This is a genomic window from Pseudooceanicola sp. DL12, from assembly GCF_056270665.1.
This window is the reverse complement of record NZ_CM149884.1, coordinates 396,977-420,000: the sequence shown is the minus strand read 5'-3', so window position 1 is coordinate 420,000 and position 23,024 is coordinate 396,977. Positions and strand designations below refer to the sequence as shown.

The window sequence follows — 23,024 nt, the reverse complement described above, 5'->3', positions numbered from 1 at the left end:
CTGAGCCAGGATCAAACTCTCAAGTTGAAATCCGATTACTCGGATATCCTTGACGTTCGAACCTCTGCACATCTGTGTCCCGGAGGCTAGTCCGGGACGTCTCTGTTTGTCTGTGCTTCAGTACCAAAGGTACAGAAACCGTTCAAACAGTGAAGCTGACATTCCATCATCGGCCGAAGCCTAGGAACGCGATATGCAGACATTGATCATCGAAATGATCCAAACCGCCCACATATCTCTTCAGATACTCGCGATGTCAAAGAGCGTAGAGACAAAAACCAGACCAGTGCGCCCTAACTTACGGCGCGCCCGCCCGTCATTACCTCTGAATTTCTTGTCACCACCTAACCGTCCAGTCCCTCAAGAGCGTCCGCTCCGTCCGTCCCGTCCGCCTCAGTGGCGCCCCGTAGCGCCTCAGCGCCGCCGGTGAAGGGGTATTTAGGGATTGGGCCGCAGAGCCGCAAGCGGAAAAAACCGGGAATTCGCGCTTTTTTCAGAAAATATAAAAATATAAACATTTTCAATAAGTTACCAACCCACTTCCGTGTGAGATCATGTGACGGCCCCATCAAGACCTCCCGTGAAAGTTGTGTGCCAAGGACCTGTCGGCAGGGGCACCCCACTTATCCCCCGAGTTATCCCCAGACTCGGCCGGAATCGGGGTGGAATCGGACGGGAATCGCCCCCGACTCGAGTCGGACGGCATGGGAATCGCCGGTGGGTGCCCCGATCGCCCCGGATCCTCGCTCGACACTCCGGTCCATCATCGGCTGCTCCATGGCACGCCTTCCGGTCTTTCCCGGCCTCTCCCCGGATCTGCCGCCAAATCGCCGACGCAGGCCTCGCCCCTCCGCCCGCCTTTGCGCCCGCCTTTGCGCCCGCCTTTGCGCCTGTCTCTCCCACACGCGGCTTGACCCACGGCCGCGAAGGCGTAGTCTCCTCCCCACGTCAGGGGAATCCCGCCCAGGGGATCGAGAGGCTGACATCGGGGAGACCCGAGGTGAAGCGACCCTTTGAACCTGACCCAGTTGATACTGGCGTAGGAAGACCGAAGGGCTTTTCCGCATCCTCTGTTCGCACGAGGCGGTCCTTTCGGGCCACCGTGGCCCTTTGCGTATCGACGCACCCGGGCCACATGGCCCCTTTCTGCCTCACTACTCACTTGGGTCTTTTCGAAAGAGGAGACCGATATGAAAGACGCCCCCCCCACCATCTCCACCGGCGCCCTGCCCGCCGCCCGCAAGATCTACCTCCAGGGAGACCGGCACGAGATCCGCGTGCCTCTGCGTGAGATCGCGGTGACCGGCGAGGCCTCCCTGCGGGTCTACGACAGCTCGGGCCCCTACACGGACCCGGCCGCGCAGATCGACATTGCCACCGGACTGCCCCCCGTACGGGGCGGCTGGCTGCAGGCGCGCGGCGATGTCGAGACCTATGAGGGACGCAGGGTAGAGGCCGCCGACAACGGGTTTGCCGAGGGTGCCCGGCTGACGCCCGCCTTTCCCCGCGCCCGCGCCCCCATGCGCGCCACGGGCGGCCGCGCCGTGACCCAGCTGGCCTATGCCCGCGCCGGCATCGTGACACCCGAGATGGAATTCGTAGCCATCCGCGAGAACGAGGGGCGCACCGCCGCGGCCACGCGGGACGGCGAGCCCTTCGGTGCCGAGCTGCCGGACCTGGTGACACCCGAGTTCGTCCGCGACGAGATCGCCGCCGGCCGCGCCATCATCCCGGCCAACATCAATCACACCGAGCTCGAGCCGATGATCATCGGGCGGAACTTCAAGGTGAAGATCAACGCCAACATCGGCAATTCCGCCGTCACCTCTTCCATGGAAGAGGAAGTGGAGAAGATGGTCTGGGCGATCCGCTGGGGCGCCGACACGGTGATGGACCTCTCCACGGGGCGCAACATTCACAACATCCGCGACTGGATCATCCGCAACGCGCCGGTGCCCATCGGCACCGTGCCGCTCTATCAGGCGCTGGAGAAGGTGGGCGGCATCGCCGAGGACCTGACGTGGGAGGTCTACCGCGACACGCTGATCGAACAGGCCGAACAGGGTGTCGACTATTTCACCATCCACGCCGGCGTACGCCTTCACATGATCCCGCTGACCGCCGAGCGCGTGACCGGCATTGTCAGCCGGGGTGGCTCGATCATGGCCAAGTGGTGCCTGCATCATCACCGCGAGAGTTTCCTCTACGAGCATTTCGAGGAGATCTGCGAGATCTGCCGGCAGTATGACGTGAGCTTCTCCCTTGGCGACGGCCTGCGGCCCGGCTCCATCGCCGATGCCAATGATGCCGCGCAATTCGCCGAGCTGCGGACGCTGGGAGAGCTGACAGAGGTGGCCTGGGAGAAGGATTGCCAGGTGATGATCGAAGGACCGGGCCATGTGCCCATGCACAAGATCAGGGCCAACATGGAAGAACAGCTGAAGCACTGCCACGAGGCGCCCTTCTATACACTCGGGCCGCTCACCACGGATATCGCGCCGGGCTATGATCACATCACCTCTGCCATTGGCGCGGCGATGATCGGATGGTTCGGCACGGCGATGCTCTGCTACGTCACGCCAAAGGAGCACCTCGGGCTGCCCGACCGCGACGACGTGAAGACCGGGGTGATCACCTACAAGCTGGCCGCCCATGCCGCCGACCTGGCCAAGGGTCACCCCGGCGCCCGGCTGCGTGACGATGCGATCAGCCGTGCACGGTTCGAGTTCCGCTGGGAGGACCAGTTCAACATCGGCCTCGACCCGGACACCGCGCGTGACATGCACGACGAGACAATGCCCAAGGAAGCGCACAAGGTGGCGCATTTCTGCTCCATGTGCGGGCCCAGGTTCTGCTCAATGCGCATTTCTCACGACATCCGGGCCGAGGCCGAGAAGCAGAAGGGCATGGAGAGGATGGCGGAGAAGTTCCGCGAGGGCGGCGAACTCTACATCCCGGCAGAGGAGGGCGCGAAATGATCTCGGTCCTTGGATCGGGGGTGGCGGGGCTCTGCGCCGCCACCGCCCTGGCCGAGGCGGGGCTGGAGGTGGAAGTGATCGTGCCTGTGGATGCGCCTGCACCCGCCTCTCATCTGGCCGGTGGCATGCTGGCGCCCTTCTGCGAAGGCGAGAGCGCGCCGGAGATGATCGTCACCCGCGGGCAGCAGGCGCTCGACTGGTGGGCGGCCCATGTGCCCGGCGTCGAACAGCGCGGCACGCTCGTCGTGGCGCCCCCTCGCGACGCGGCAGAGCTGACCCGCTGGGCGCGCGCCACACGCGGCCACGCCACCGTGGATCCCGCCACGCTGGAGCCCGACCTGCAGGGCCGCTTTGCGCGGGGGCTCCATTATGGAGAGGAGGCGCATCTCGACCCGCGCCTGGCCCTCGCCCATCTGCGCGGCATGCTGGAGGCCCGCGGAACCGACTTCCGCGACGGACCTCCGCGGGGCCGCATCGTCGATTGCCGCGGCATGGCCTCGGCCGATGTGCTGCCAGACCTGCGCGCCGTGCGGGGAGAGATGGTCGAGGTGATGGCGCCGGATGTCCATCTGACCCGCCCCCTGCGGCTGCTGCATCCGCGCTTTCCCTGCTATGTCGTGCCCCGTGGCGCCGGGCGCTACATGCTAGGCGCCACGATGGTTGAAAGCGCCCGCACCGGCCCCGTCACCGCCCGCGCGCTGATGGAGCTGCTCTCCGCCGCCTATGCCATCCACCCCGGCTTTGCCGAGGCCGAGGTCATCTCCACCGGCACAGGCCTGCGCCCCGCCTTCCCCGACAACACCCCCCGCCTGCGCCGCGCCGGCGCCCGCATCCACCTCAACGGCATGTACCGGCACGGCTTCCTGATGGCACCGATCCTCGCCCAGGACCTCGTGCAGATGCTTACCGAAGAACAGGAGCCCCTGCCATGCTGATCGACCTCAACGGCACTCCCCTCGACACCGCCGCCGCCACCCTCGCCGCGCTGCTGACAGAGCAGGGGCTCGGCCCCGCCGTGGCTACAGCCCTCGATGGCGCCTTCGTGCCCGCGCCCGCGCGCGCAGACACCCCCCTGCACCCCGGCGCCCGGGTCGAGGTGCTCTCTCCGATGCAGGGGGGCTGAGCGATGTTCCTCGACAGCGAACACGCCAGCCGCCTGCTGCTGGGAACCGCGCAATATCCCTCGCCCGCCGTGCTGCAACAGGCCATCGCGGCCTCGGGCACCGGCATCATCACCGTCTCGCTCCGCCGCGAGGGGCCCGAGGGCGCAGCCTTCCGCGAGATCCTGCAATCCAGCGGCTGCCGCATCCTCCCCAACACCGCCGGCTGTCACACCGTGCGCGAGGCCGTGACAACCGCGCAGATGGCACGCGAACTCTTCGGCACCCCCTGGATCAAGCTCGAGGTAATCGGCCATGCCGACAGTCTGCAGCCCGATCCCTTTGCCCTGGTCGAGGCCGCCCGCATCCTCTGCGACGAGGGGTTCGAGGTCTTCCCCTACACCACCGAGGACCTGATCGTGGGCGAGCGCCTGGTCGAAGCCGGCTGCCGGGTGCTGATGCCCTGGGGGGCGCCCATCGGCTCGGGCCAGGGGCTGCGCAACCCGCAGGGGCTGCGCGCCATGCGCGCCCATTTCCCCGATCTGCCGCTGGTGATAGATGCCGGTATCGGCGCGCCGTCCCAGGCGATGGCCGCGATGGAGATGGGATTTGATGCCGTGCTGCTGAATACCGCCGTGGCCCGCGCCACCGATCCCGTCGCCATGGCCCGCGCCTTCGGGCAGGCCGTCGCCTCCGGCCGCGCCGCCTATCTTGCCGGCCTGCTGCCCCCGCGCGACATGGCCTCGGCCTCCACCCCTGTCTTCGGAATGGCGAACCTCGCATGACACGACTTCTCGATCCCTTCTATCTCATCGTCGGCGATGTCGGCCGTCTCGAACTGCTGGTCCCCCAGGGCGTCCGCCTCGTGCAGCTCCGCATCAAGGATCAGCCCGACGCCATCGCCCGGCATCAGATCCGCCGCGCCCGCGACATCTGCGCGGTGCACCGTGCCCGGCTGGTGGTCAACGATCACTGGCAGGCCGCACTCGATCTGCGCTGCGGGTTCGTGCATCTCGGCCAGGAAGACATGCAGGGCGCCGATTTTGCCGCGCTCCGCCGTGCCGGGGTGCGCTTCGGCCTTTCCACTCATGACGAGGACGAGCTCGAGCGCGCCCTCTCCCTCGGTCCGGCCTACGTGGCCCTCGGCCCCGTCTACCCGACGCTGCTGAAACAGATGAAATGGGCGCCGCAGGGCCTCGACCGGCTGCGTAAATGGCGCGCCCTCGCCGGAAAGACGCCGCTGGTCGCCATCGGCGGGCTGACGCCCGACCGCCTGCCCGGCGTCTTCGCGGCCGGCGCCGATAGTGCCGCCGTGGTGACCGACATCCAGCAGGCCGCCGACCCCGAGGCGCGCTGCCGCGAATGGGTGCTTGCCACCCGCGAGATGGCGACATGAGCCGTTACGACCGTCAGCTTTCCCTGCCAGAGGTCGGCGCCGCCGGTCAGGCGCGGCTGGCGGGTGCGCGGGTGCTGGTCGTGGGCGCCGGCGGGCTCGGCTCTGCCCTGCTGCCCCTGCTGGCCGGTGCCGGTGTCGGGCAGATCCGCATCATCGACCCGGACGTGGTGGAAGAGAGCAACCTGCACCGTCAGGTGCTCTACCGCATGTCCGACATTGGCCAGCCAAAGGCCCGTATCGCCGCCGCCGCCCTCTCGGCCCTCAATCCCGATTGCGCGGTACAGGCCCTTGTCGGACGCCTCGATCCCGAAGTGGCCCGCCGCGAACTGCCCGGCACGGATCTCGTGATCGACGCCGCCGACAGTTTCGCCACCACCTATGCGCTCTCCGATGCCTGCCTTGCGGCCGACCTGCCCCTTGTCACCGCCTCGGTGCTCGGGCGGTCCGGTTATGTCGGCGGCTTCTGCGGCGGGGCGCCCGGCTATCGTGCCGTCTTTCCCGACCTGCCGGAGCAGGCCGCCACCTGCGCCAGCGCCGGTGTCATGGGGCCGGCGGTCGCCACCCTGGGCGCGCTTCAGGCCCAGATGGCGCTTTCGGTGCTGCTGCGGCACGCCCCCTCGCCGCTCGGTCAGCTGCTCACCCTCGACCTTGCAAGCTGGCGCGTCAGCGGCTTCCGCTTCGAAGGAGCCGCAGATCCCGAGGCCCTGCCCCTTGTCCTCTCCGTTCATGACCTGACCGCCGACGACCTCGTCATCGACCTTCGCGAGGCGGCAGAGCGCCCTGGCCTCGTCACGCCGCGCGCCCTTCGCCTTGCCCCGGAGAAGGTGCCGGGCCTCTCCCCCGCTCCCGGTCAGCGCACGGTTTTCGTCTGCACCACCGGCCTGCGCGCCTGGCGGGCGGCCCGGGCAATGGCTTCCGCCGGGCACGGCAAGGTCGCCATCCTGGCCGATCCATGACGACGCCGGATGTCCTGCTGATCGGCGGCATGGATTCCAGTGGCGGCGCCGGGCTCCTGCGCGACGCCCTTGCCGCGCAGGCCTTCGGCATTGCGACCCGCGCTGCCGTCACCGCCGTGACAGCCCAGACAGACAGCCGCGTCTGGGCCGTGCACCCTGTGCCGGCCCTGGTCCTCGCGGCCCAGATCCGCGCGGCGGATCACCCGCCCGCCGCAATCAAGATCGGAATGCTGTGCAACACTGCCAATGTCGCCGCCGTGGCCGACGCACTGGCCGATACCCTCCCCGACGCGCCCCTGGTGCTCGACCCGGTGATCCGGTCCAGCTCCGGCACGGCGCTCCTCGATGATGCAGGCCTCGCGCTTCTTCTCGACCGGCTTCTGCCCCGCTGCACCCTGCTCACACCCAACCTGCCGGAGCTTGCTCTGATCGCCGGCGCGCTCGGCCTGCCCAGGGCGCCCGAGCCCGAGGTCACATCCGCCCTGCATCAGCGCGGATGCCACGCCGTCCTGGTCAAGGGCGGCCATGCCGCCGAGGCAACCTGCGAGGATCGGCTCTATCTGCCCGCCGCACCTGTCGTGAAGTTCCGTGCCCCGCACCTTCCGGTCGCCCTGCGGGGCACCGGCTGTCAGCTGGCCAGCGGCGTGGCCGCCAATCTTGCACTTGGAGAGGATCTGCCTGCCGCCGTCGCCGCCTCGCACGCGCTGTTGCAACAGCGCTTTGCGCAGGCCATGGCCTAGGCCGTCCAGAGAAATCCGACAGCCCGCGCCAGGAAAGACGTCACCGAGGAGCCGTGATTGTCGCCCGGATACTCCACGAAGGTCGCGTTGGTGGCCCGGGCCATGTCGCGGGCCCGGCCCACCATGTCGCGGCTGCGCAGCCGCTCGACGCGCGCCTGCGGCTGTCCCGATTGCTCGGCCAGTTCCGGTGTCTCCAGCGCCCCGATGGTGATCAGCACGGGCGCACCCTCGGGCCGCGACTCCGTCATCAGCCGTTCCGGATCGGTCCAGATCGAGGGGCTGCCCGCTGCCACATGAGAGAAGAGAGCAGGCCGGTCGATCCGCGCGGCCAGGCCAAAGGCCCCGCCGAAACTGTGGCCGAGGATCATCCGCCGCGCCGGGTTCACTGGCACTTCGCCCTCGATCCGCGGGATCAGCTCCTCCTCGATCAGCGCCAGGGTCGCACGACGGCTGGGCCCAACGGCGTCACTGCCCGCCAGGTCCGGCGTCCGGCGCGCGAAATCGATCAGGTCCGCCTCTGGCCAGCCGATGCCCACCACCACGGTGGGCTCGACACCGGATTCCGCGTAGCGGCTCGACTGCATGCGCACCGCGTCGCGCAGCGTGCCGAAGGTCCAGCCCGCATCCAGCGCGTAGATCACGCCATAGCCCCCGGGCGGCGGGGCGGCATCGGGCAGGCTCACCACGATGCGAAAGGGGCGCTCCGCCGGGCCGATGTCGAACTCGGCCGTCCCGGACGGACGCCAGGGGGGGCCGAATGCATCGGCCCCCCCGGTCTTGTCGTCATCCGTTTTCGTGGCTGCGGCCGTCATCTCGGTGGATGGTGCCATGGCTTCGATTGTCTCCGGATCAGAAGGATTTGCTGAGCGACACGTTAAACGTCCGGGGTTCGCCGCGGAAGTTGAAAACGGTCGTGCTGCCGACACGGGTGTAATAGGCCTCGTCAAAGACGTTATCCACGCCCATGCGCAGGGTCACGCCGTTGTCGAAGCTGCGCGCCGCCATCAGATCGACCACCTTGTAGGCCGGGGCCGTGATGGTCTTGGAGTAGAAGTCGGACATCGCCGTCAGACGGCCACCAAAGCTCCAGCCGGCCAGCGCGCCCTCGGTCACGTCGTAGCTGGCGGTCAGCTTGAACATGTGCTCGGGGGTGTAGGTCGAGAAGGTGTCGCCCTCGCTGTCGCCGTTCAGGTACTCGGTGTGGGTATAGGTATAGCCGCCCGAGATGTGGAAGTTCGGGGTGATCTCGCCGGCCAGTTCCAGCTCGATGCCCTTGGATTCCACTTCTTCCTGCGCCACGTAGATGTCATCGTCGACCTCGACCGGGCGGTTGACCTCGCGCAGATCGAAGACTGCCGCCGATACGTTCAGGCCGTAGGCCAGCTGTGCCTTGACGCCGGCTTCGAACTGCTGGCCCTCGATCGGCTCGAGCAGGTCGCCGTTGGCATCCTTCACCGACTGCGGAATGAAGATTTCCGAGTAGCTGGCATAGAGCGTGGTGTTCGGGTTCAGGTCATAGGTGACACCGGCAAAGGGCGTCACATGCGCATCCACGTCGTAGGAGCTCGTGTCGACCGCGCCGGACGACAGCGTCGTTGTGTCCGAGGTGCCATCATACCAGCTCAGGCGCGCACCACCGATGAAGGTCAGCGGCTCAATCGGCGACAGGCGCAACTGGGTATAGAGCCCTTTGGAAGTGGTGTCGGTATCGGTGCGCGTCGAGTAGGAGACGTCCGGAGCGGCAACCGCGCCGGTGTTCCAGTTGGTCAGGTCCCAGCTGCCCGAGATCGAGCCGCGCGCCTGGTACATGGTGCTCTCCACGTGCTGCCAGTCGGCACCGATGATGGCGTTGCCCGTCCAGTTGCCCATGTAGAAGGGCAGCTCGGCGTGGACATCCATCGCGGTGCTGTCCTGGGTGAAATCACGCGCCAGCCAGGCCAGCTTGGAAATCGTGTTGTCGGAGGCCGCGGCAGAGCCGGAATACCCGTAGAGGAAATTGCCTTCCTGGTGCGAACGGCGCAGCGAGAACTTGATGCGCCCGCCGTTGGCCAGCTGGTGCTCGGCCGCGATCACGCCGTCGGTGACCTCGTTCTCGAAGTTGTTCCAGTCCAGCACCGTGGTGGCCGAGCTGTTGAGCCACATCAGCGAGCTGTCGGAATAGGTCGGCAGGCCGTTATAGGGAGTGATGTCCCGTTCCATGTGGCTGAGCGAGAAGGTCAGCTTGGTGTCGGGCGTCACGTCCCAGGCCAGCGTGCCGTAGAGGGATTTCACGCCGTTGGTCACGCCGTCGACAAAGCTGTCGCCGTCGCCCCAGGCCGCCACGAAACGGCCACGCAGGGTGCCGTCCTCGTTCAGCTTGTTCGACATGTCGATCTCGGCGCGGGCCTGGCCGTTGGAATCGTAGGAGGTCGAGGCATAGCCGGTGAACTCGGTCGCATTGGCCTGCTTCAGGCGCATGTTGATCGAGCCTGCGGGCTCGCCGGTGCCGATGAAGAGACCGGCCGGGCCTTTCAGCACTTCCACGTGGTCGACGATCGAAAGGTCGGGCTGGGTGCCGTAGATCGAGCTGACCGGCGCCGGCAGACCGTCGAAGTAGAGATAGTCGAACTCGTAGCCACGCGAATAGATCGACGACCGGCCCACGTTGTTGTTCAGGATCATGATGCCGGGGGTATCGCCCAGCGCCTCTTCAAGCGCGGTATAGCCGCCGTCCTCGATCTGCTTGTGCGTCACCACGCTGGTCGACTGCGGCACCTGGCGCGGGCTCATCGTCGCCTTTTCCCCGACCGAGATCAGGTCCGTGGAATAGCTGTTGGTGTCTTCCGTCTCATAGCTCGACCCGTCGACGCTGATCGGGTCCAGCAGGATGACATTATCCTGCGCGAGGGCAGGGCCGGCAAGAGCGGTCGTGGCAAAGAGAGCCACGCGAAGGGAATGGCGTGCGAGCACTGGCATGGGGCGATCCTTATTTCCGACTTTTTTTATCGGTAATAGGCTGTAAACTGGTTCCCAGCCAGTCACCGACCTTTTCAAAAGGGTCATAAGGATTCGCCAGAACGCCATTTTGAGCTCACGAGAGACGCATGTCAGCGATCAGCCTCGCCCAGATCGAAGACGCCACCGGCGCACGCTGCGTGGATTTCGGCGCAACCCTGCCGGCCGACAGGATCGTCCTGACCGGGCTGCGAGAGGGCACGCCCCTGCCCTCAGGCATTCACGTCAACCTGCATCATTCCCGCGCCGAGCAGGATTTCGAGACGCGCATGGTGCGCGCGCCCAACGTGGTGCTTCAGATGGTTCTCGAGGGGCAGGTCGAGGCCTGGCTGGGCGGGGCCCGCGTCGAACACGGCCGCCCGCCGCACCAGCCCGCGCGCATCATCTTCAGCGCCCTGTCAGAGCCCACCCAGTTCCGCCGTCGTATGCGACGCGGGCAGGTGCTGCGCAAGATCGGCGTGGTGCTCTCCTGGGACTGGCTGCAGGCCCATGGCCTCTCGCAACAGGAGGTCCTGCACGGACAGCCCATGCGCTTCGACAGCTGGATCGCCCCCTCGGCCGACGTCTCCCGCGCCGAGGCCCTGCTGGCTGCGCAGGAGGACGGCAGCACTCCCGCCTCCCTGCTCGCCTTCCGCAAGGAGGCCCTCGCCATGTCGATGATCCGCCACGCGATCGAGAACCTGGCCGTCGACGCTGCCGCGCTCAAGCCAAAGGAACGCGAGAGGCTCTCGCGGATGGAGGCCCGGGCCAGCCGCCCCGGTCCGCTCCCCCCGCTAGAGGAGATCGCCGCGGCCGGCGGCATGAGCGTCTCGACCATGCGGCGCCTGTTCCAGCGTGCCTATGGGCGACCGGTGCTGTCGCATATCCGCGATCAGCGCATGGACCGCGCCGCGGGAGCCCTGCGCGCCGGCACCTCCGTCGGCGATGCGGCGGCCATCGCCGGCTACGAGACGCCCACCGCCTTTGCCACCGCCTTTCGCCAGCGCACCGGCGTCAGCCCGTCGCAGTTTCGCCGCTCCGGCGACTGACCGGCCACGGCACCCCGGCTAGAGCTCCAGCAGGCGCATGCGCATTGCCGTGGCCACCGCCTCGGAAATCGTAAGCGCCGAGAGCTTCTGGCGCAGGTTGCGGAAATGCATGTCCACCGTCGGCAACGAGATGTTCAGCCTGTGCGCGATCCGGTCCCGTCGCAGCCCCGTCGCCGCCAGTCTCAGTACCGACATCTCGCGCGGGGTCAGATGCGGCCTCTCCTCCGCCCCCATGGCTAGTTCGGCCTGTTCCAGGAACAGCACGATGCGGACACGGTCGCGGTCGAAGGGCAGGATGTTGACCTGCAGGAGTTCCCCGCCCTCCCCGCTTTCGGGCTTGCAGACCCAGGGCTGCGGATCCTCCTCGCGGCAGGCCAACTGCAGGGCCTCGCGAAACGGCCGCTCGGGCCGGATCGAGAGCCGCCCCGCCCGCGCCGTGCAGATCGCCGTGCCGCCGTCCTCCAGGAACCGTCCCGCCGCCGGGTCCAGCGCTAGGATCCGCCCCTCCGGATCTACCTCGAGCCAGGCCAGCGACACGGTCGTCCTGACGGGAATGGAGGGCGCCTTTCCGGGGTCGTTTCGCGGCGGTCGGCTGGCGGTGGCTTGTCTGTGCATGGCTCTCGGCTTTCCTGTCTTCCGCCGCCCCTCTCCGGCGCGGCCTGTCCTGGGCACCACCCTTGGAATCACCGCCGGCGGCTTTCGCCCCCCGAATGGGGGGAGACCCGCGGAAAGATCGGAACGCGGGACGAAAACGTACCGTACCGAAGGTTTTCGTGGCCGTTTTCCTTGCACCCCGTCCGAAACCTGCCAAAGATTTCCGTCACCGAATGGCTCCACCCCGCCGGCCCGCCGGCCCGGACGATCAAGGCACCGCCCGATGAAGTCTCAGGCAGACAAGACCTCCACGCCCCCCTCTCAACTGGTCGAGACCGTGGCCTCCGTCCTGCCGCGGGACCGCGCGCTGCCCTCGGAGGACGCCCTCCTGATCCGCCCGGCGCAGGAGACCGAGAGCGAGCGCTTCTTCCACCGCAACTTCTCGCGCTGCTCCTTCCCTGCGAACCTCCACGACCACGCCGGCCGCCGCCAGGTAGAGACCTTCCTCGCCGGTGCCGAAGAGGACTTCCCCGAAGTCCTGCGCATGCCCCGGCAATCCTCCGGCGGCTGTGCCTTCGTCGTGGCCGAAGACGCGCTCTTCTTCCTCTACGACCGGATCGACCGCTGGGAGGACGCCCCGGGGCACCTCGCCCTGGTCGCCGTGCGCATCGACCGCGACCGCCTGCCCTCGCTGCTGAGCGACGCGCCCCCCGGCACCCGCCTCACCCCCAGCGAATACCTGCTGCTCGGCCACCTGCTCACCGGTCTCGACCTCAAGGGCGCTGCCGAGACCCTCGGCGCCTCCTATGACACCAAGCGCAAGCAGATCCAGGTGATCATGGACAAGCTGGGCGCGCCCACCCAGACCGCCCTGCTGCGCAGCCTCTCGGTCGAGATCACCGCCCGCCTGCTCGACGAACTGCTGCCCGCCTGGCAGCAGAGCCAGGAAACCGCCCTCATCCGCCGGCAATTCGGCAAGGACGTCATCGTCAACCGCCTGACCATCGGCGAGGGAATCGAGGTGCCGGTCTGGGAATTCGGCGCCCGCCGCGGCCGCCCGGTGCTCTATTTCCACAGCATGCTGGCCCCCACCGTCTTCCGCGCGGACATGATCGAGCACCTGAAGGCCGCCAACCTGCGCTGGCTGGTGGTGCCCCGGCATTTCCTCGGCTTCGACGGCGCATTCGATGCCGAGACCCGCATGGCCCGGCTCACCCGCGCCCTGGCCGAGACCGTCGACTATCTCACCGACGAGCCGCTCACCTGCCTGGGAGAGAGCGCCGGCGTCTCCTGGGCGCTGCACTTCACCCGTCACAACCCAGAGCTGGTCGATCACCTCGTCCTGGCCGCCACGCCCCAGCCCGCCCCGGCGCCCGACACCGGCGGCAGCCTCACGATCTACGGCGAGATGTCCCAGCGGCTGCGCCGCGACGACCGTGTCATCGCCGGCCTGGCGCGGGTCTACAATGCCATCGCCCGGGTGCCTTCGCTGGCGCGCAAGGGGATGACCCACCTCTATCGCAAGTCGCCCGCCGATTCCGCCTGTGTCGAGGACATGTTCCGCCAGCCGGTCTTCACCGAATGGCTGCGCCTGATCGCCGATACCGCCACCCACACCTCGATCGACGAGATGCATATCCTGCAGCGCCGATGGATCGAGGATCTGCGGGCGCTGGACTGCGACATCAGCTTCTTCCATGGCGCCGAGGATCCGATCAGCCCCATCGGAGAGATCCGTGGGATCGCCGACAGCATGCCCCGGGCCAGCTTCCGCCAGATCGAGGATGCCGGGCACCTGGTCCTGACCCAACATTTCGGCGCCGTCACCCGCCATCTGGCGGGGCTCCCGCCACGGCAGGCCATCGCCGGCTGACCACCGGCCCCCCGATCACCGGCCCCCGATCATTGCCCGGCACGGATGCGCCGGGCAATTGCGGCCTCAGTGCGCCTGCAGGCGCTCGATCTTGTCAATCACCCGGTCATAGTCTTCCTGATAGCCGATCGGCTCGAAGAAGCGCCCGTCCTCGTCGAAGAGCAGAACCGAGGCGGAATGATCCATGGTGTAATCGCCGTTATCCAGCGGCACCTTTCGGGCATAGATCCGGAAGGCCTTGATCGCCTTGTCGATCTCCGCCTCCGATCCGCTCACCCCCACGACACCCGGCACCCAGGAGCTGTAGGCCCCCATCATGTCGACGGTGTCGCGCTCAGGGTCAACGGTCACGAAGAAGACGCGCAGCGGCGGATCCCCCGCGGCCGACAGCTCCTCCTGCCAGGTCGAGATATCGCCCAGCGTCGTCGGGCAGACCTCCGGGCAGTGGGTAAACCCGAAGAACACCGCGCTTGGCGCGCCCTTCAGACTGGCCTGGGTAAACGTGCCGCCGTCCGTCGTCTGCAATTCGTAATCGCCCCGGCCAAGGGTATCGGCGATGCCGCGGTTCAGCCGCGGCTCGATCACCTTGACATAGAGCAGGGCCAGCGCCGCCACCGCGACACAGACCCAGAGCACGAGGCGAATGATCTTCTGCGTAGTCATGAGTTGCCTTCCCTGTTTTCGGGCCGGGCTCCTGCTGCCGTCCTGCGGCGCGGGCCCGGCCCTGTCCTTGCCCCCGGGGGGATCACTTCATGTGTCCCTGCATCTCGCCGGCGCCGGATTTCGCGTCACGCGCCAGCACCGGGAAGGTCACGGTCACCGTACCCGCCTTCTCGAATTCCAGCGTCACCGGAAAGCTCTCGCCCTCGGTCAGGCCCTGCTTCAGCCCCATGAACATGATGTGATAGCTGCCGGGCTTCAGCGTCACCACCTCGCCCGCCGGCAGGGGCAGACCGTCCGACAGTTCCCGCATCCGCATCACGTCGCCATCCATGGCCATCTCGTGCACTTCCACATGGTCGGCCACGTCGCCCGCCGTGGCCCCGATCAGCCGGTCATCCACTGCCCCGGTATTCTCCACCGACATGAAACCGCCGCCCACCGGCTGGTTCGGCAGGGTCGCCCGGGCAAAGGGCGCGGCGATGATCAGGTCGCCCTGTCGGATCTGTGCCGGCATGACCATGTCCATCTGCCCAGCGCCGGCACCGGCGCCGGCGCCGGCGTCATGAGCGTGCTCACCATGGGCCCCGCCTGCCACGACCGTCAGCCTTGGCGCGGGGTTCGGCACCTCGTGCGATCCGCTGGTGTCGGTCCAGTCGGCCTCGCCATCCGTGCATACCTGGAACGAAGGGAAATAAAGCACGGTGCCCGGCGCCACCTCCGGGCCGACCGCCCCGCGCAGGGTGAACTCGTCGTACCAGCCATCCTCCAGGTGACCACCGGACCAGGTGATCTCGCGCACGCCTTCCGTCATCTCGTGGCCATGGTTCATGTAGGGCGTCGCATAGGCCCCGGTGACGGTGCTCAGCTCCCAGCCCGCCTTGGGCATGGGCTTGGCGGCGTAGAAGCCGTCGGGCAGCGTGATGCGCACCGTTTCGGTCGCCTGACCATCACAGCCATGGGGCACCCGCAGGGTGATCTTGGTGGTGGCACCGGCCTGCGCCTGCTGCTGTTCGAGCGAGACATGGGCCATGGCAAGGGTGGCGGGGGCCGTCAGGGCGACGGCGGCAACAAGGGTTTTCAACATGTTCTTCTCCTGATGTCTGGCCGCAGTGCCGGAATGGCCTGCTGCCGAATGCCACGCGCGATGCGCGGCGTGAAGGGCTCGCGGCGAAACTGCCGGCAAGGCCCCCGCGTCAGGAAAAGCGGGGTGGCGCCCTTGGAGAGGTGGCGTGATCCGGTCGCTGGCGCGGCAGGTCGAAAGGCCCCGGCAGGCTGACGCCCAGGTCAAAGCACGCCGCCCGCGCGGTCAGCTCAAGCGGCGCATGGCCCTCCTCCGGCAGCAGCCGGCAGAAGGGACAGCGGTGGTCCGAATGGTCGTGGTCGCTCTGGCAATAGTCGTCGGCACTCCCGCCATAGACCATCTGTATCTCGGCGCGCGCAATGTCGTCCCGGTCGGGGGCCATGTGCCCAGCCGAGACCACGCTGGCCAGGGCGATCAGGATCGCCGCCAGGAGACCGAAGGGAGCTCTGATCCGCCGCGTGAACATGGGCGATGACTTTGCACGGGATCGAGGACGAGGGAAGCCAAAAGTGGGTGCCGCAGGGGCAGCGCGCCGGCGGCGCCGGTTCGGCCCGAAACCGCACCGACGCAATACCGACGTGATACCGACGCAATACCGACATCGATTTTTGGCGGATTTTTCGGCGATTTTCCGGCGGGATGGCAGCGGGAAAACCGCGCTCCGAATCGCATGCCCGACATCATGTCGAGGCTGCGCGTGCATGGACCTGCCCCGGGGGCTGATCTGCAAACCATTCAAATGAAGGGAGTTTTCCAGCACCACAAGGCCAATTGGCATTCTATGTGGTGCGTTGGATATCTGGTCGGAGTGAGAGGATTCGAACCTCCGACCCCTGCCTCCCGAAGACAGTGCTCTACCAGGCTGAGCTACACTCCGACCGTGGATCGCGACCTACAGAGAATGCCGCCCTTTGGCAAGAGCCAAACGAAGAAATTACGCATCCCTGCGCATTCGCATCATTGGACCGACCCGCAGACTTGCCGGTGTGCCCACGCGATTGCGCGTCCTCAGAACCGGTTGCTGCGATCCGCGACCTGCCCGCGACTCGCGCAGGACGATGTAGAGACCGGACAAGATGATCAGACCGGCGCCGGTGATGACATTCATGCCCGGCAGCTGATCAAAAAGGATGTAGCCATAGAAGGTTGCCCAAATGATCTGGGAATATTGCATAGGCGCCACCAGCGCCGCTTCCGCACGCTTGTAGGCGGCGATCATGCAAAGACCAGCGATGATCGACAGCGCCGCGATCGACGCGAACCCCGCAAGATCAAGCCCGGGCACCGGCTTGTAATACCATGGCATGAGCGCGCCCATCAGAAGGAAATTCGCCATCATCGGATAGAGCAGCATAACCACGCTGCGCTCCTCGGAGCCGATCTTGCGAACGATGACAGAGGCCAGGGAAGAGCACACCGCAGCCAGCAGCGCAGCGGCGTGCCCGAGGGTCAGAGAGGAATTGCCCGGCTGAAGGACGACCACAACGCCCGTGAGGCCAACCAGCACGGCGATCCAGCGGCGTAGCCGGACCTTCTCTCCCAGAATCGGGATCGCCAGCACGGTGATCAGCAGAGGAGAGGCGAAGAGAATCGCGTAGGTATCGGCAAGGGGCAGAACGGAGAAGGCATAGAAAGTGCACCCACTTGCAACAACGGCCGCAATGGTACGCAGCGCCATCCACCAAGGATGAACGGGCCGCAGCGTGCCTGGCTTGCCGTCGCGCATCAGGATCACCGTGGTCAGTGGGAACCCGAACAGAACCGAGAAGAATACGACCTGGAATGGAGCGAACTGCGCACCGAGGATTTTGACGATCACGTCGTGACTGGCAAAGATGGCAAAAGCCAGCAACGCCATCAGGATGCCGCGCGTCGATCCGGTCATGCTCTTCCCTTCAAAAGAAAATTCCCACTGCCATGACAATGGCAGCGGGAATCCGAAAGGCAAGGGCTGCCCCGAAAGAAGCCTTGAAAGGCACCCTCCAGGACATCAGAGCCTTAGAGGCTGGCGTCAAGAGCGGCGATTACCGCGTCACCCATCTCGGAGGTGGTTGCAGGGGTGATGCCTTCTGCGTTCAGCAGATCCGCGGTGCGTACGCCGTCGGCAAGAACGTTCTCCACGGCCTTTTCGAGACGCGTCGCCTCGGCCCCCTCATCGAAGCTGTAGCGCAGCGCCATGGCGAAGGACAGGATGCAGGCACAGGGGTTCGCCTTGCCCTGACCAGCGATGTCCGGGGCGGAACCGTGCACCGGCTCATAGAGCGCCTTGGGCCGGCCGTTCTCCATCGGGGCACCGAGGGACGCAGAGGGCAGCATGCCCAGCGAGCCGGTCAGCATGGCCGCAAGATCCGACAACAGGTCGCCGAAGAGGTTGTCGGTGACGATCACATCGAACTGCTTGGGCCAGCGGGTCAGTTGCATGGCACCTGCGTCGGCGTACATGTGGCTCAGCTCGACCTCGGGGTAATCCTTGCCCACCTCGGTCACGACTTCGCGCCAGAGAATGCCGCTCTCCATCACGTTCGCCTTTTCCATCGAGCAGAGTTTCTTGCCCCGCTTCATGGCCAGCTCAAAGGCCGAACGTGCCACGCGGTCGATCTCGCTCTCGGTATAGCGCTGCGTGTTGATCCCGACGCGCTCGTTGCCTTCCTCGATGATGCCGCGCGGCTCACCGAAGTAGACGCCCGAGGTAAGCTCGCGCACGATCATGATGTCGAGCCCGGCAACCACGTCCTTCTTCAGCGACGAGAAGTCGGCCAGAGCGTCGAAACACTGTGCGGGGCGCAGGTTCGCGAAGAGGTCCATCTCCTTGCGCAGACGCAGCAGACCGCGCTCGGGCTTCACCGAAAAGTCGAGCACATCGTACTTCGGGCCGCCCACTGCCCCCAGCAGGACGGCGTCGGCCTCCTGCGCTTTGGCCATGGTTTCGTCGGTCAGCGGCACACCATGCTTGTCATAGGCAGAGCCCCCAACGAGGTCCTCGCTCACGTCGAACGCCAGGCCACGCTTGGCGCCGAACCAGTCAATGATCTTGCGCACTTCGGCCATGACTTCCGGGCCGATACCATCCCCGGGGAGGATAAGAAGCGAGGGGTTGCTCATCTGGTTTTTTCCTTCCTGAACTCTCTGTCCACCGCCTACCCGCAAAGGGCGGAAAGTTCAAGAAACGAAGGGGGCAAGCCCCTCTGTCAGACGGTCCCACACAAGGCTGACGCGCGGCGTCCTGCGGATGCCTTCATGGGCCGACAGCCAGACCGGCAGACCGGGGATTTCGAGCCCAAGATCCAGCTCCTCCAGCAACGGGTCCGCCCGCCCCAGTGCCGCCTGTCCGAAACCAATTCCAGCTCCCGCACGGACCAGTTCCCAGTTCGTCAGCTGGTGATCGCAGCGCAGGGCAAAGTCCTCTCGCGACAACTCGATCCCCATGCCCCGAACGGCCCGAAGCATCAGCTCCGAGCGGTCATACCCGATCATGTCATGACCAAGCGCTTCCTGCAGTGTCCGCGGCCGCCCGACCCTGTCGAGGTAGCTCTTGGCGGCGAAGGCCGACATCGGCACATCGCCAAGTTTCCGTGTCACGATGTCCAGCTGTTCGGGACGGTACATCCTCAGCGCGATATCGGCTTCGCGGAAGGTCAGGCTTTCGGTCATGTCAGAGGCGACAAGTTCGATCTGCAGTTGCGGCACCTCACTTCGCAACTCGGCCAGGATCCGCGGCAGGATGTGGAACGCCACTATCTCGCTGGCGGTAATGCGGATCGTTCCGGCCAATTGGTCATCTCGCCCCGCTACGGTCATGGCCAGCTGCCCGGCTGCTTCGGCCATGCGCTGCGCGGCAGGCAACAGCTGCATGCCATCCTCTGTCAGCGATAGCCCGCGGGGCTGGCGCCGGAACAACTCGGCGCCCAGAAGCACCTCGAGCTTCCGGACCTGTCGTCCCAAAGTCGGTTGCGACTGTCCCATGGCCCGCGCTGCAGCGGAAAGAGACCCGGTTTCTGCCACCACCAGGAAAACCTGCAGCAGCGCCCAATCCGGCGGGGTGAGTGTCTTATCCATTCAAATATGAATAACGGCTAGATGATCCCGGTCAATTTCAAAACGTTCGAGAATGGGTAAATTTTCTCCCAAGACCAAGCAATTTTCCCTCACACGAATGGAACAGAAAGGCAGAAAAACATGGTACGCACAGTTCTCATCACCGGCAGTCATGGCAAGTTCGGCCATAATGCAGTCGAGGCCTTCAAGGAGGCCGGCTGGCAGGTCAGGATCTATCGGCGTGGCAAGGACGACCTTCAGAAAGTGGCCGAAGGAGCCGAAGTCATCGTCAACGCGATGGGCCCGCCGACATACGAGACGTGGGCACGTGACCTCCTTGCCCTCCACGACTCGGTGATTGCCGCCGCCCGCAACACCGGTAGCACCGTGATCGTTCCCGGGAATGTCTATGTGTTCGGCCCCGATGCATCGCCCCCCTGGGGCCCCGACACGCCGCATCTGGCGGAAAACCGGCTGGGCCTCCTGCGCCGCGAGATGGAAGACCGCTATGCTGCCTCCGGTGTGCAGACCATTGTCCTGCGTTGCGGCGATTTCATCGACCACCAGCCCACAGGCAACTGGTTTGACCGGATCATTGCTGCCAAGGCCATGCGGGGCTATATCCGCTACCCCGGCAACCCGAACATCCCCCATGCCTGGGCCTATCTTCCTGATGCAACACGTGCGGCGGTGGCGCTGGCAGAGATGCGCACGCAACTCGGCGCCTTTTCCGATTTGCCATTTGCCGGCTACACGATGACCGGCAACGAGATGGCCGCCACCCTCGGGCAGGTGCTCGGCCGAACCGTTGAAACACGGTCCTTCAACTGGGGGCTATACGGTTTGCTGCGGCCGTTCATGCCGATGATGAACGGGCTCATGGAGATGCGATATCTCTGGGACCTGCCGCACAGCCTCGATGGTAGGGCGCTCGACGAACTCCTGCCGAGTCGGCAATCCACCCCGCTGGCCGACGCCCTGCGCCAGGCCACCGCGCATCTTCATTGACGCTCGCGACCAGCCGGCAGCTCGAGGTCGACCCAGACCAGCCGGTGGCGGCTTGCCGCAACGACCTGAGCACCGAGCGCCGTACCGGGGTCGGGCCAGAGTACGCCACTCTCCTCAACCAGCAAACTGCTCGCGGGCAGGATATAGTCGACACGCATGTTCCCCGGCATAGGGTCGGGCCAGTCCACCGTCTGCGGGCCTCGAAGCTCATGTCCCGTCACGGAGTTGCGCTGGCGTGGCAGCGGATCCTGCAGGCGGTCATCGGACAGGAGTTCGGTGATCGCCTGTCGCAGCCCGTCGCCATGCTCCCGATCCAGGTTCGCGCCACCGATGATCACTGGCACCCCTTCCGGCATGGCGCCAAGCTCACCGTCCAGCAGGCGCTGCCAGAACAGGATCTCGTCGTGATTGCGGCGCCCATTGCGATCTTCGGGCCCGTCAAAGACCGGGGTCGTGGCGCGGAAGAGGCCCAGCGCCAGGGTCTCACCGCCTGCCTGAAGCGGTTGAACGAAATGCACCACCGAGGACAGGCGCTGGACATCACGTCCGGTGTCTTCCGCGGTCATCAGGCTTCTCGGCAGCTCGGCCCAGAGCAGGGCGCTGAAATCAAGCGCCTCGCCCGCGCGAGGCAGGCGGGACAGCATCACCATGCCACCGGCACCATTGAACAATCCGTAGCCCTGGGCATCCCGCGCCTGCCCGAGCCTGCCGTTGCCATCAAGATCGAGCCCGGTCGCCACTCCGCTGTTCGGGCGAGGAAAAACCACCTCGGGATAAGGGCGTGCCAACCGTGCGTTCAGTGCCCGCGCGGCAAGGAATTCGGCGTCATAGTCGATGCCGGACAGCACGATGACGTCGGGATCGACGTGGTCTATGACAGAGATCACGGCCAGAACCTGGGCATCCTCGCCCTGAAGGATGTCTCGCAGCAGCAGCCCTGGCCCCTTTCGGGACAACTCGGTATCGAAATACGCCAGGCGAATGCGCTCGGCCCGAACCTGTACGGGGAAACCGGCCAGGACCATCAGAAGGCAGATCGAAAGGACACTTCGCGGACGCATGCAAGGCACTCCTGCTCCTGCAACCGACTTCGGCGAAACGTTCTTAATAGCTGGTTAATGTCAGACCACTAGAAGGTCCCGAATACGAGACAGGGCCCCGCGGGGCCCTGTCTTCATTGCAACTAAGAGGTTAGTCGCCAACGTCAGACCCAGGGGCGGGCCTGCGCTGCCTTGGCTTCGAAGGCCTCGATTGCAGGGGCTTTTTCGAGCGTTAGGCCAATATCGTCCAGGCCTTCCAGCAGGCAATGCTTGCGAAAGGGGTCGACCTCGAAGCTGAACACTTCGCCATCCGACGTGGTGACCGTCTGCGCCTCCAGATCGACCTCCATGCGGGCGTTGGCGCCTTTCTCGGCGTCTTTCATCAGGATGTCGACGACGTCCTGGGGCATGACGATCGGCAGCATGCCGTTCTTGAAGCAGTTGTTGAAGAAGATGTCGGCGAAGCTGGTGGAGATCACCACCTTGATGCCGAAATCCGCCAGCGCCCAAGGCGCATGTTCGCGCGAGGAGCCGCAGCCGAAATTGTCACCGGCGACGATGACAGAGGCCTCGCGATAGGCCGGCTTGTTCAGGACGAAGTCCGGGTTTTCATTGCCATTTTCGTCATAGCGCATTTCGTCGAACGCGTGCACGCCCAGGCCCGACCGCTTGATCGTTTTCAGGAATTGCTTGGGGATGATCATGTCAGTGTCGATATTCACGAGCGGCATGGGGGCCGCGATCCCCGTCAGTTTCTCGAACTTTTCCATCGGTTGTCTCCTGGTCGAACCGCGCCGAAAAGGCGCGTCGGTATTACGTCGGTATCGCGTCGGTGCCATTTGGCCCCGGGGGCGACATCACGGGCCCGCCTGCTGTGGTGGTGCGCCGTGCGACTGTTGATATCGGGTTGGTGCCGGCAGGTCCCTGCCCCGCCGGCACCGGAACTCTCAGAGTTTCTCGAGCTTCTTGATGGCGAAGGACATGGCGATCAGGCCGATGCCTTCGAACAGCAGCTGGATGCCCAGCAGGATCCCGAGGAAGCTCACCGCGGCTGCGGCGAAGTTGAAGAAGATGATCAGGCCGATGATGACCGAAGCCACACCGGACAGGATCATGACCCAGCGCATGGCCGAGTCCTCGAAGTGGCCGAAGGCCGTGAAGATGCGCACGAGGCCCGTGACAAAGAAGAGGGCGCCCACGACAAGCGTCAGGCTGACCATGCCGCGCAGCGGGTTCGCCATCAGCCAGACACCGACGACGATACCCAGCAGGGCCATGATGGCGGACCAGATCTTCTGGCCGGTGGTCATGTCCTTGTCGGTGAAGGTCGCCCACATCTGGACGACCCCGCCGGCCGTGAAGAAGATACCCACGAGGGTGGTCACCGCCAGCGACGCCGCGAAGGGGTTGATGAGGGCGAGAATGCCCCCGATGATCAGGAATACCCCGATCAGGATCATCAATGTCTTGCTCATGTCTTTCCGACTCCCGTTGCAGACCTAATTACAAGTATTAACTTACCGGTAATTAAGATTAAC

General features: G+C 65.7%; 22 protein-coding genes, 1 tRNA gene and 1 rRNA gene (1 of these 24 cut by a window edge). 10 read left to right on the top strand and 14 right to left on the bottom strand.

Going from position 1 to position 23,024, the window contains the following annotated elements:
- Window positions 1–27: ribosomal RNA gene (locus AC0WR5_RS02020) — 16S ribosomal RNA — on the bottom strand (it extends 1,437 nt beyond the left edge of the window).
- A gap of 1,163 nt (window positions 28–1,190) precedes the next feature.
- Here AC0WR5_RS02020 and thiC point away from each other — a divergent pair.
- Genes thiC through AC0WR5_RS01985 form a run of 7 tightly spaced genes read left to right on the top strand, consistent with a single transcriptional unit; the run spans window position 1,191 to window position 7,170 of the window.
- Window positions 1,191–2,978, top strand: coding sequence for a phosphomethylpyrimidine synthase ThiC (thiC, locus tag AC0WR5_RS02015; protein ID WP_475866471.1), 1,788 nt, complete (start codon window positions 1,191–1,193; stop codon window positions 2,976–2,978).
- Complete coding sequence (locus AC0WR5_RS02010) at window positions 2,975–3,913, top strand: FAD-dependent oxidoreductase (protein WP_475866470.1); 939 nt, start codon at window positions 2,975–2,977, stop codon at window positions 3,911–3,913. The genes thiC and AC0WR5_RS02010 overlap by 4 nt, the downstream gene beginning before the upstream one ends.
- Window positions 3,907–4,101, top strand: a complete 195-nt coding sequence (gene thiS / locus AC0WR5_RS02005; protein ID WP_475866468.1) for a sulfur carrier protein ThiS — start codon at window positions 3,907–3,909, stop codon at window positions 4,099–4,101. The genes AC0WR5_RS02010 and thiS overlap by 7 nt, the downstream gene beginning before the upstream one ends.
- A gap of 3 nt (window positions 4,102–4,104) precedes the next feature.
- Window positions 4,105–4,863 carry a thiazole synthase gene (locus tag AC0WR5_RS02000; RefSeq protein ID WP_475866466.1) on the top strand — a complete coding sequence of 253 codons (759 nt, stop codon included), beginning with the start codon at window positions 4,105–4,107 and terminating at the stop codon, window positions 4,861–4,863.
- Complete coding sequence (locus tag AC0WR5_RS01995) at window positions 4,860–5,474, top strand: thiamine phosphate synthase (protein ID WP_475866464.1); 615 nt, start codon at window positions 4,860–4,862, stop codon at window positions 5,472–5,474. The genes AC0WR5_RS02000 and AC0WR5_RS01995 overlap by 4 nt, the downstream gene beginning before the upstream one ends.
- Window positions 5,471–6,430, top strand: coding sequence for a HesA/MoeB/ThiF family protein (locus tag AC0WR5_RS01990; RefSeq protein ID WP_475866462.1), 960 nt, complete (start codon window positions 5,471–5,473; stop codon window positions 6,428–6,430). The genes AC0WR5_RS01995 and AC0WR5_RS01990 overlap by 4 nt, the downstream gene beginning before the upstream one ends.
- Entirely contained in the window at window positions 6,427–7,170 is a 744-nt protein-coding gene (locus AC0WR5_RS01985) for a hydroxymethylpyrimidine/phosphomethylpyrimidine kinase (protein ID WP_475866461.1), read from the top strand. The genes AC0WR5_RS01990 and AC0WR5_RS01985 overlap by 4 nt, the downstream gene beginning before the upstream one ends.
- Here AC0WR5_RS01985 and AC0WR5_RS01980 read toward each other — a convergent pair.
- Complete coding sequence (locus AC0WR5_RS01980) at window positions 7,167–8,000, bottom strand: alpha/beta hydrolase (RefSeq protein WP_475866459.1); 834 nt, start codon at window positions 7,998–8,000, stop codon at window positions 7,167–7,169. The two genes, AC0WR5_RS01985 and AC0WR5_RS01980, sit on opposite strands and share 4 nt — an antisense overlap.
- Before the next feature lie 19 nt (window positions 8,001–8,019).
- Window positions 8,020–10,125: a TonB-dependent siderophore receptor gene (locus AC0WR5_RS01975; RefSeq protein WP_475866457.1), complete on the bottom strand. Its 2,106-nt coding sequence runs from the start codon at window positions 10,123–10,125 to the stop codon at window positions 8,020–8,022.
- Between the two features lie 128 nt (window positions 10,126–10,253).
- On the opposite strand from AC0WR5_RS01975, the gene AC0WR5_RS01970 reads away from it, so the two are divergent.
- Window positions 10,254–11,192 (top strand): helix-turn-helix transcriptional regulator, encoded by a 939-nt coding sequence (locus tag AC0WR5_RS01970; RefSeq protein ID WP_475866455.1) that lies wholly within the window; start codon window positions 10,254–10,256, stop codon window positions 11,190–11,192.
- Window positions 11,193–11,210: 18 nt separating this feature from the next.
- Here AC0WR5_RS01970 and AC0WR5_RS01965 read toward each other — a convergent pair whose 3' ends face one another.
- Window positions 11,211–11,807 (bottom strand): helix-turn-helix transcriptional regulator, encoded by a 597-nt coding sequence (locus tag AC0WR5_RS01965; protein ID WP_475866454.1) that lies wholly within the window; start codon window positions 11,805–11,807, stop codon window positions 11,211–11,213.
- Window positions 11,808–12,069: 262 nt separating this feature from the next.
- On the opposite strand from AC0WR5_RS01965, the gene AC0WR5_RS01960 reads away from it, so the two are divergent.
- Window positions 12,070–13,659 (top strand): bifunctional helix-turn-helix transcriptional regulator/alpha/beta hydrolase, encoded by a 1,590-nt coding sequence (locus AC0WR5_RS01960; protein WP_475866452.1) that lies wholly within the window; start codon window positions 12,070–12,072, stop codon window positions 13,657–13,659.
- Between the two features lie 66 nt (window positions 13,660–13,725).
- Here the strand turns inward: AC0WR5_RS01960 and AC0WR5_RS01955 are convergent, their stop codons facing one another.
- From AC0WR5_RS01955 to AC0WR5_RS01925, 7 genes are all read right to left on the bottom strand, one after another.
- Window positions 13,726–14,322 (bottom strand): SCO family protein, encoded by a 597-nt coding sequence (locus AC0WR5_RS01955; RefSeq protein ID WP_475866450.1) that lies wholly within the window; start codon window positions 14,320–14,322, stop codon window positions 13,726–13,728.
- 82 nt (window positions 14,323–14,404) lie between these two features.
- The gene (locus tag AC0WR5_RS01950) at window positions 14,405–15,406 is read right to left on the bottom strand and encodes a DUF1775 domain-containing protein (protein WP_475866448.1); all 1,002 of its coding nucleotides are present in this window, start codon (window positions 15,404–15,406) and stop codon (window positions 14,405–14,407) included.
- A gap of 109 nt (window positions 15,407–15,515) precedes the next feature.
- The gene (locus AC0WR5_RS01945) at window positions 15,516–15,869 is read right to left on the bottom strand and encodes a hypothetical protein (RefSeq protein WP_475866446.1); all 354 of its coding nucleotides are present in this window, start codon (window positions 15,867–15,869) and stop codon (window positions 15,516–15,518) included.
- 334 nt (window positions 15,870–16,203) lie between these two features.
- Window positions 16,204–16,280: transfer RNA gene (locus AC0WR5_RS01940), tRNA-Pro, on the bottom strand.
- 57 nt (window positions 16,281–16,337) lie between these two features.
- Window positions 16,338–17,288, bottom strand: coding sequence for a DMT family transporter (locus tag AC0WR5_RS01935; protein WP_475866445.1), 951 nt, complete (start codon window positions 17,286–17,288; stop codon window positions 16,338–16,340).
- Between the two features lie 113 nt (window positions 17,289–17,401).
- Window positions 17,402–18,505, bottom strand: a complete 1,104-nt coding sequence (leuB, locus tag AC0WR5_RS01930) for a 3-isopropylmalate dehydrogenase (protein WP_475866443.1) — start codon at window positions 18,503–18,505, stop codon at window positions 17,402–17,404.
- A gap of 57 nt (window positions 18,506–18,562) precedes the next feature.
- Window positions 18,563–19,459 (bottom strand): LysR family transcriptional regulator, encoded by an 897-nt coding sequence (locus AC0WR5_RS01925; RefSeq protein WP_475866441.1) that lies wholly within the window; start codon window positions 19,457–19,459, stop codon window positions 18,563–18,565.
- Window positions 19,460–19,579: 120 nt separating this feature from the next.
- Here AC0WR5_RS01925 and AC0WR5_RS01920 point away from each other — a divergent pair, with 120 nt between their 5' ends.
- Complete coding sequence (locus AC0WR5_RS01920; RefSeq protein ID WP_475866439.1) at window positions 19,580–20,446, top strand: Rossmann-fold NAD(P)-binding domain-containing protein; 867 nt, start codon at window positions 19,580–19,582, stop codon at window positions 20,444–20,446.
- Here AC0WR5_RS01920 and AC0WR5_RS01915 read toward each other — a convergent pair.
- The 3 genes from AC0WR5_RS01915 to AC0WR5_RS01905 all read right to left on the bottom strand — a co-directional run bounded on the left by AC0WR5_RS01915 (window position 20,440) and on the right by AC0WR5_RS01905 (window position 22,961).
- Window positions 20,440–21,507, bottom strand: coding sequence for an endonuclease/exonuclease/phosphatase family protein (locus AC0WR5_RS01915; RefSeq protein ID WP_475866437.1), 1,068 nt, complete (start codon window positions 21,505–21,507; stop codon window positions 20,440–20,442). The two genes, AC0WR5_RS01920 and AC0WR5_RS01915, sit on opposite strands and share 7 nt — an antisense overlap.
- Before the next feature lie 143 nt (window positions 21,508–21,650).
- Complete coding sequence (leuD, locus tag AC0WR5_RS01910; RefSeq protein ID WP_475866435.1) at window positions 21,651–22,256, bottom strand: 3-isopropylmalate dehydratase small subunit; 606 nt, start codon at window positions 22,254–22,256, stop codon at window positions 21,651–21,653.
- Between the two features lie 177 nt (window positions 22,257–22,433).
- Complete coding sequence (locus AC0WR5_RS01905) at window positions 22,434–22,961, bottom strand: HdeD family acid-resistance protein (protein ID WP_475866433.1); 528 nt, start codon at window positions 22,959–22,961, stop codon at window positions 22,434–22,436.
- Window positions 22,962–23,024 lie beyond the last annotated feature (63 nt).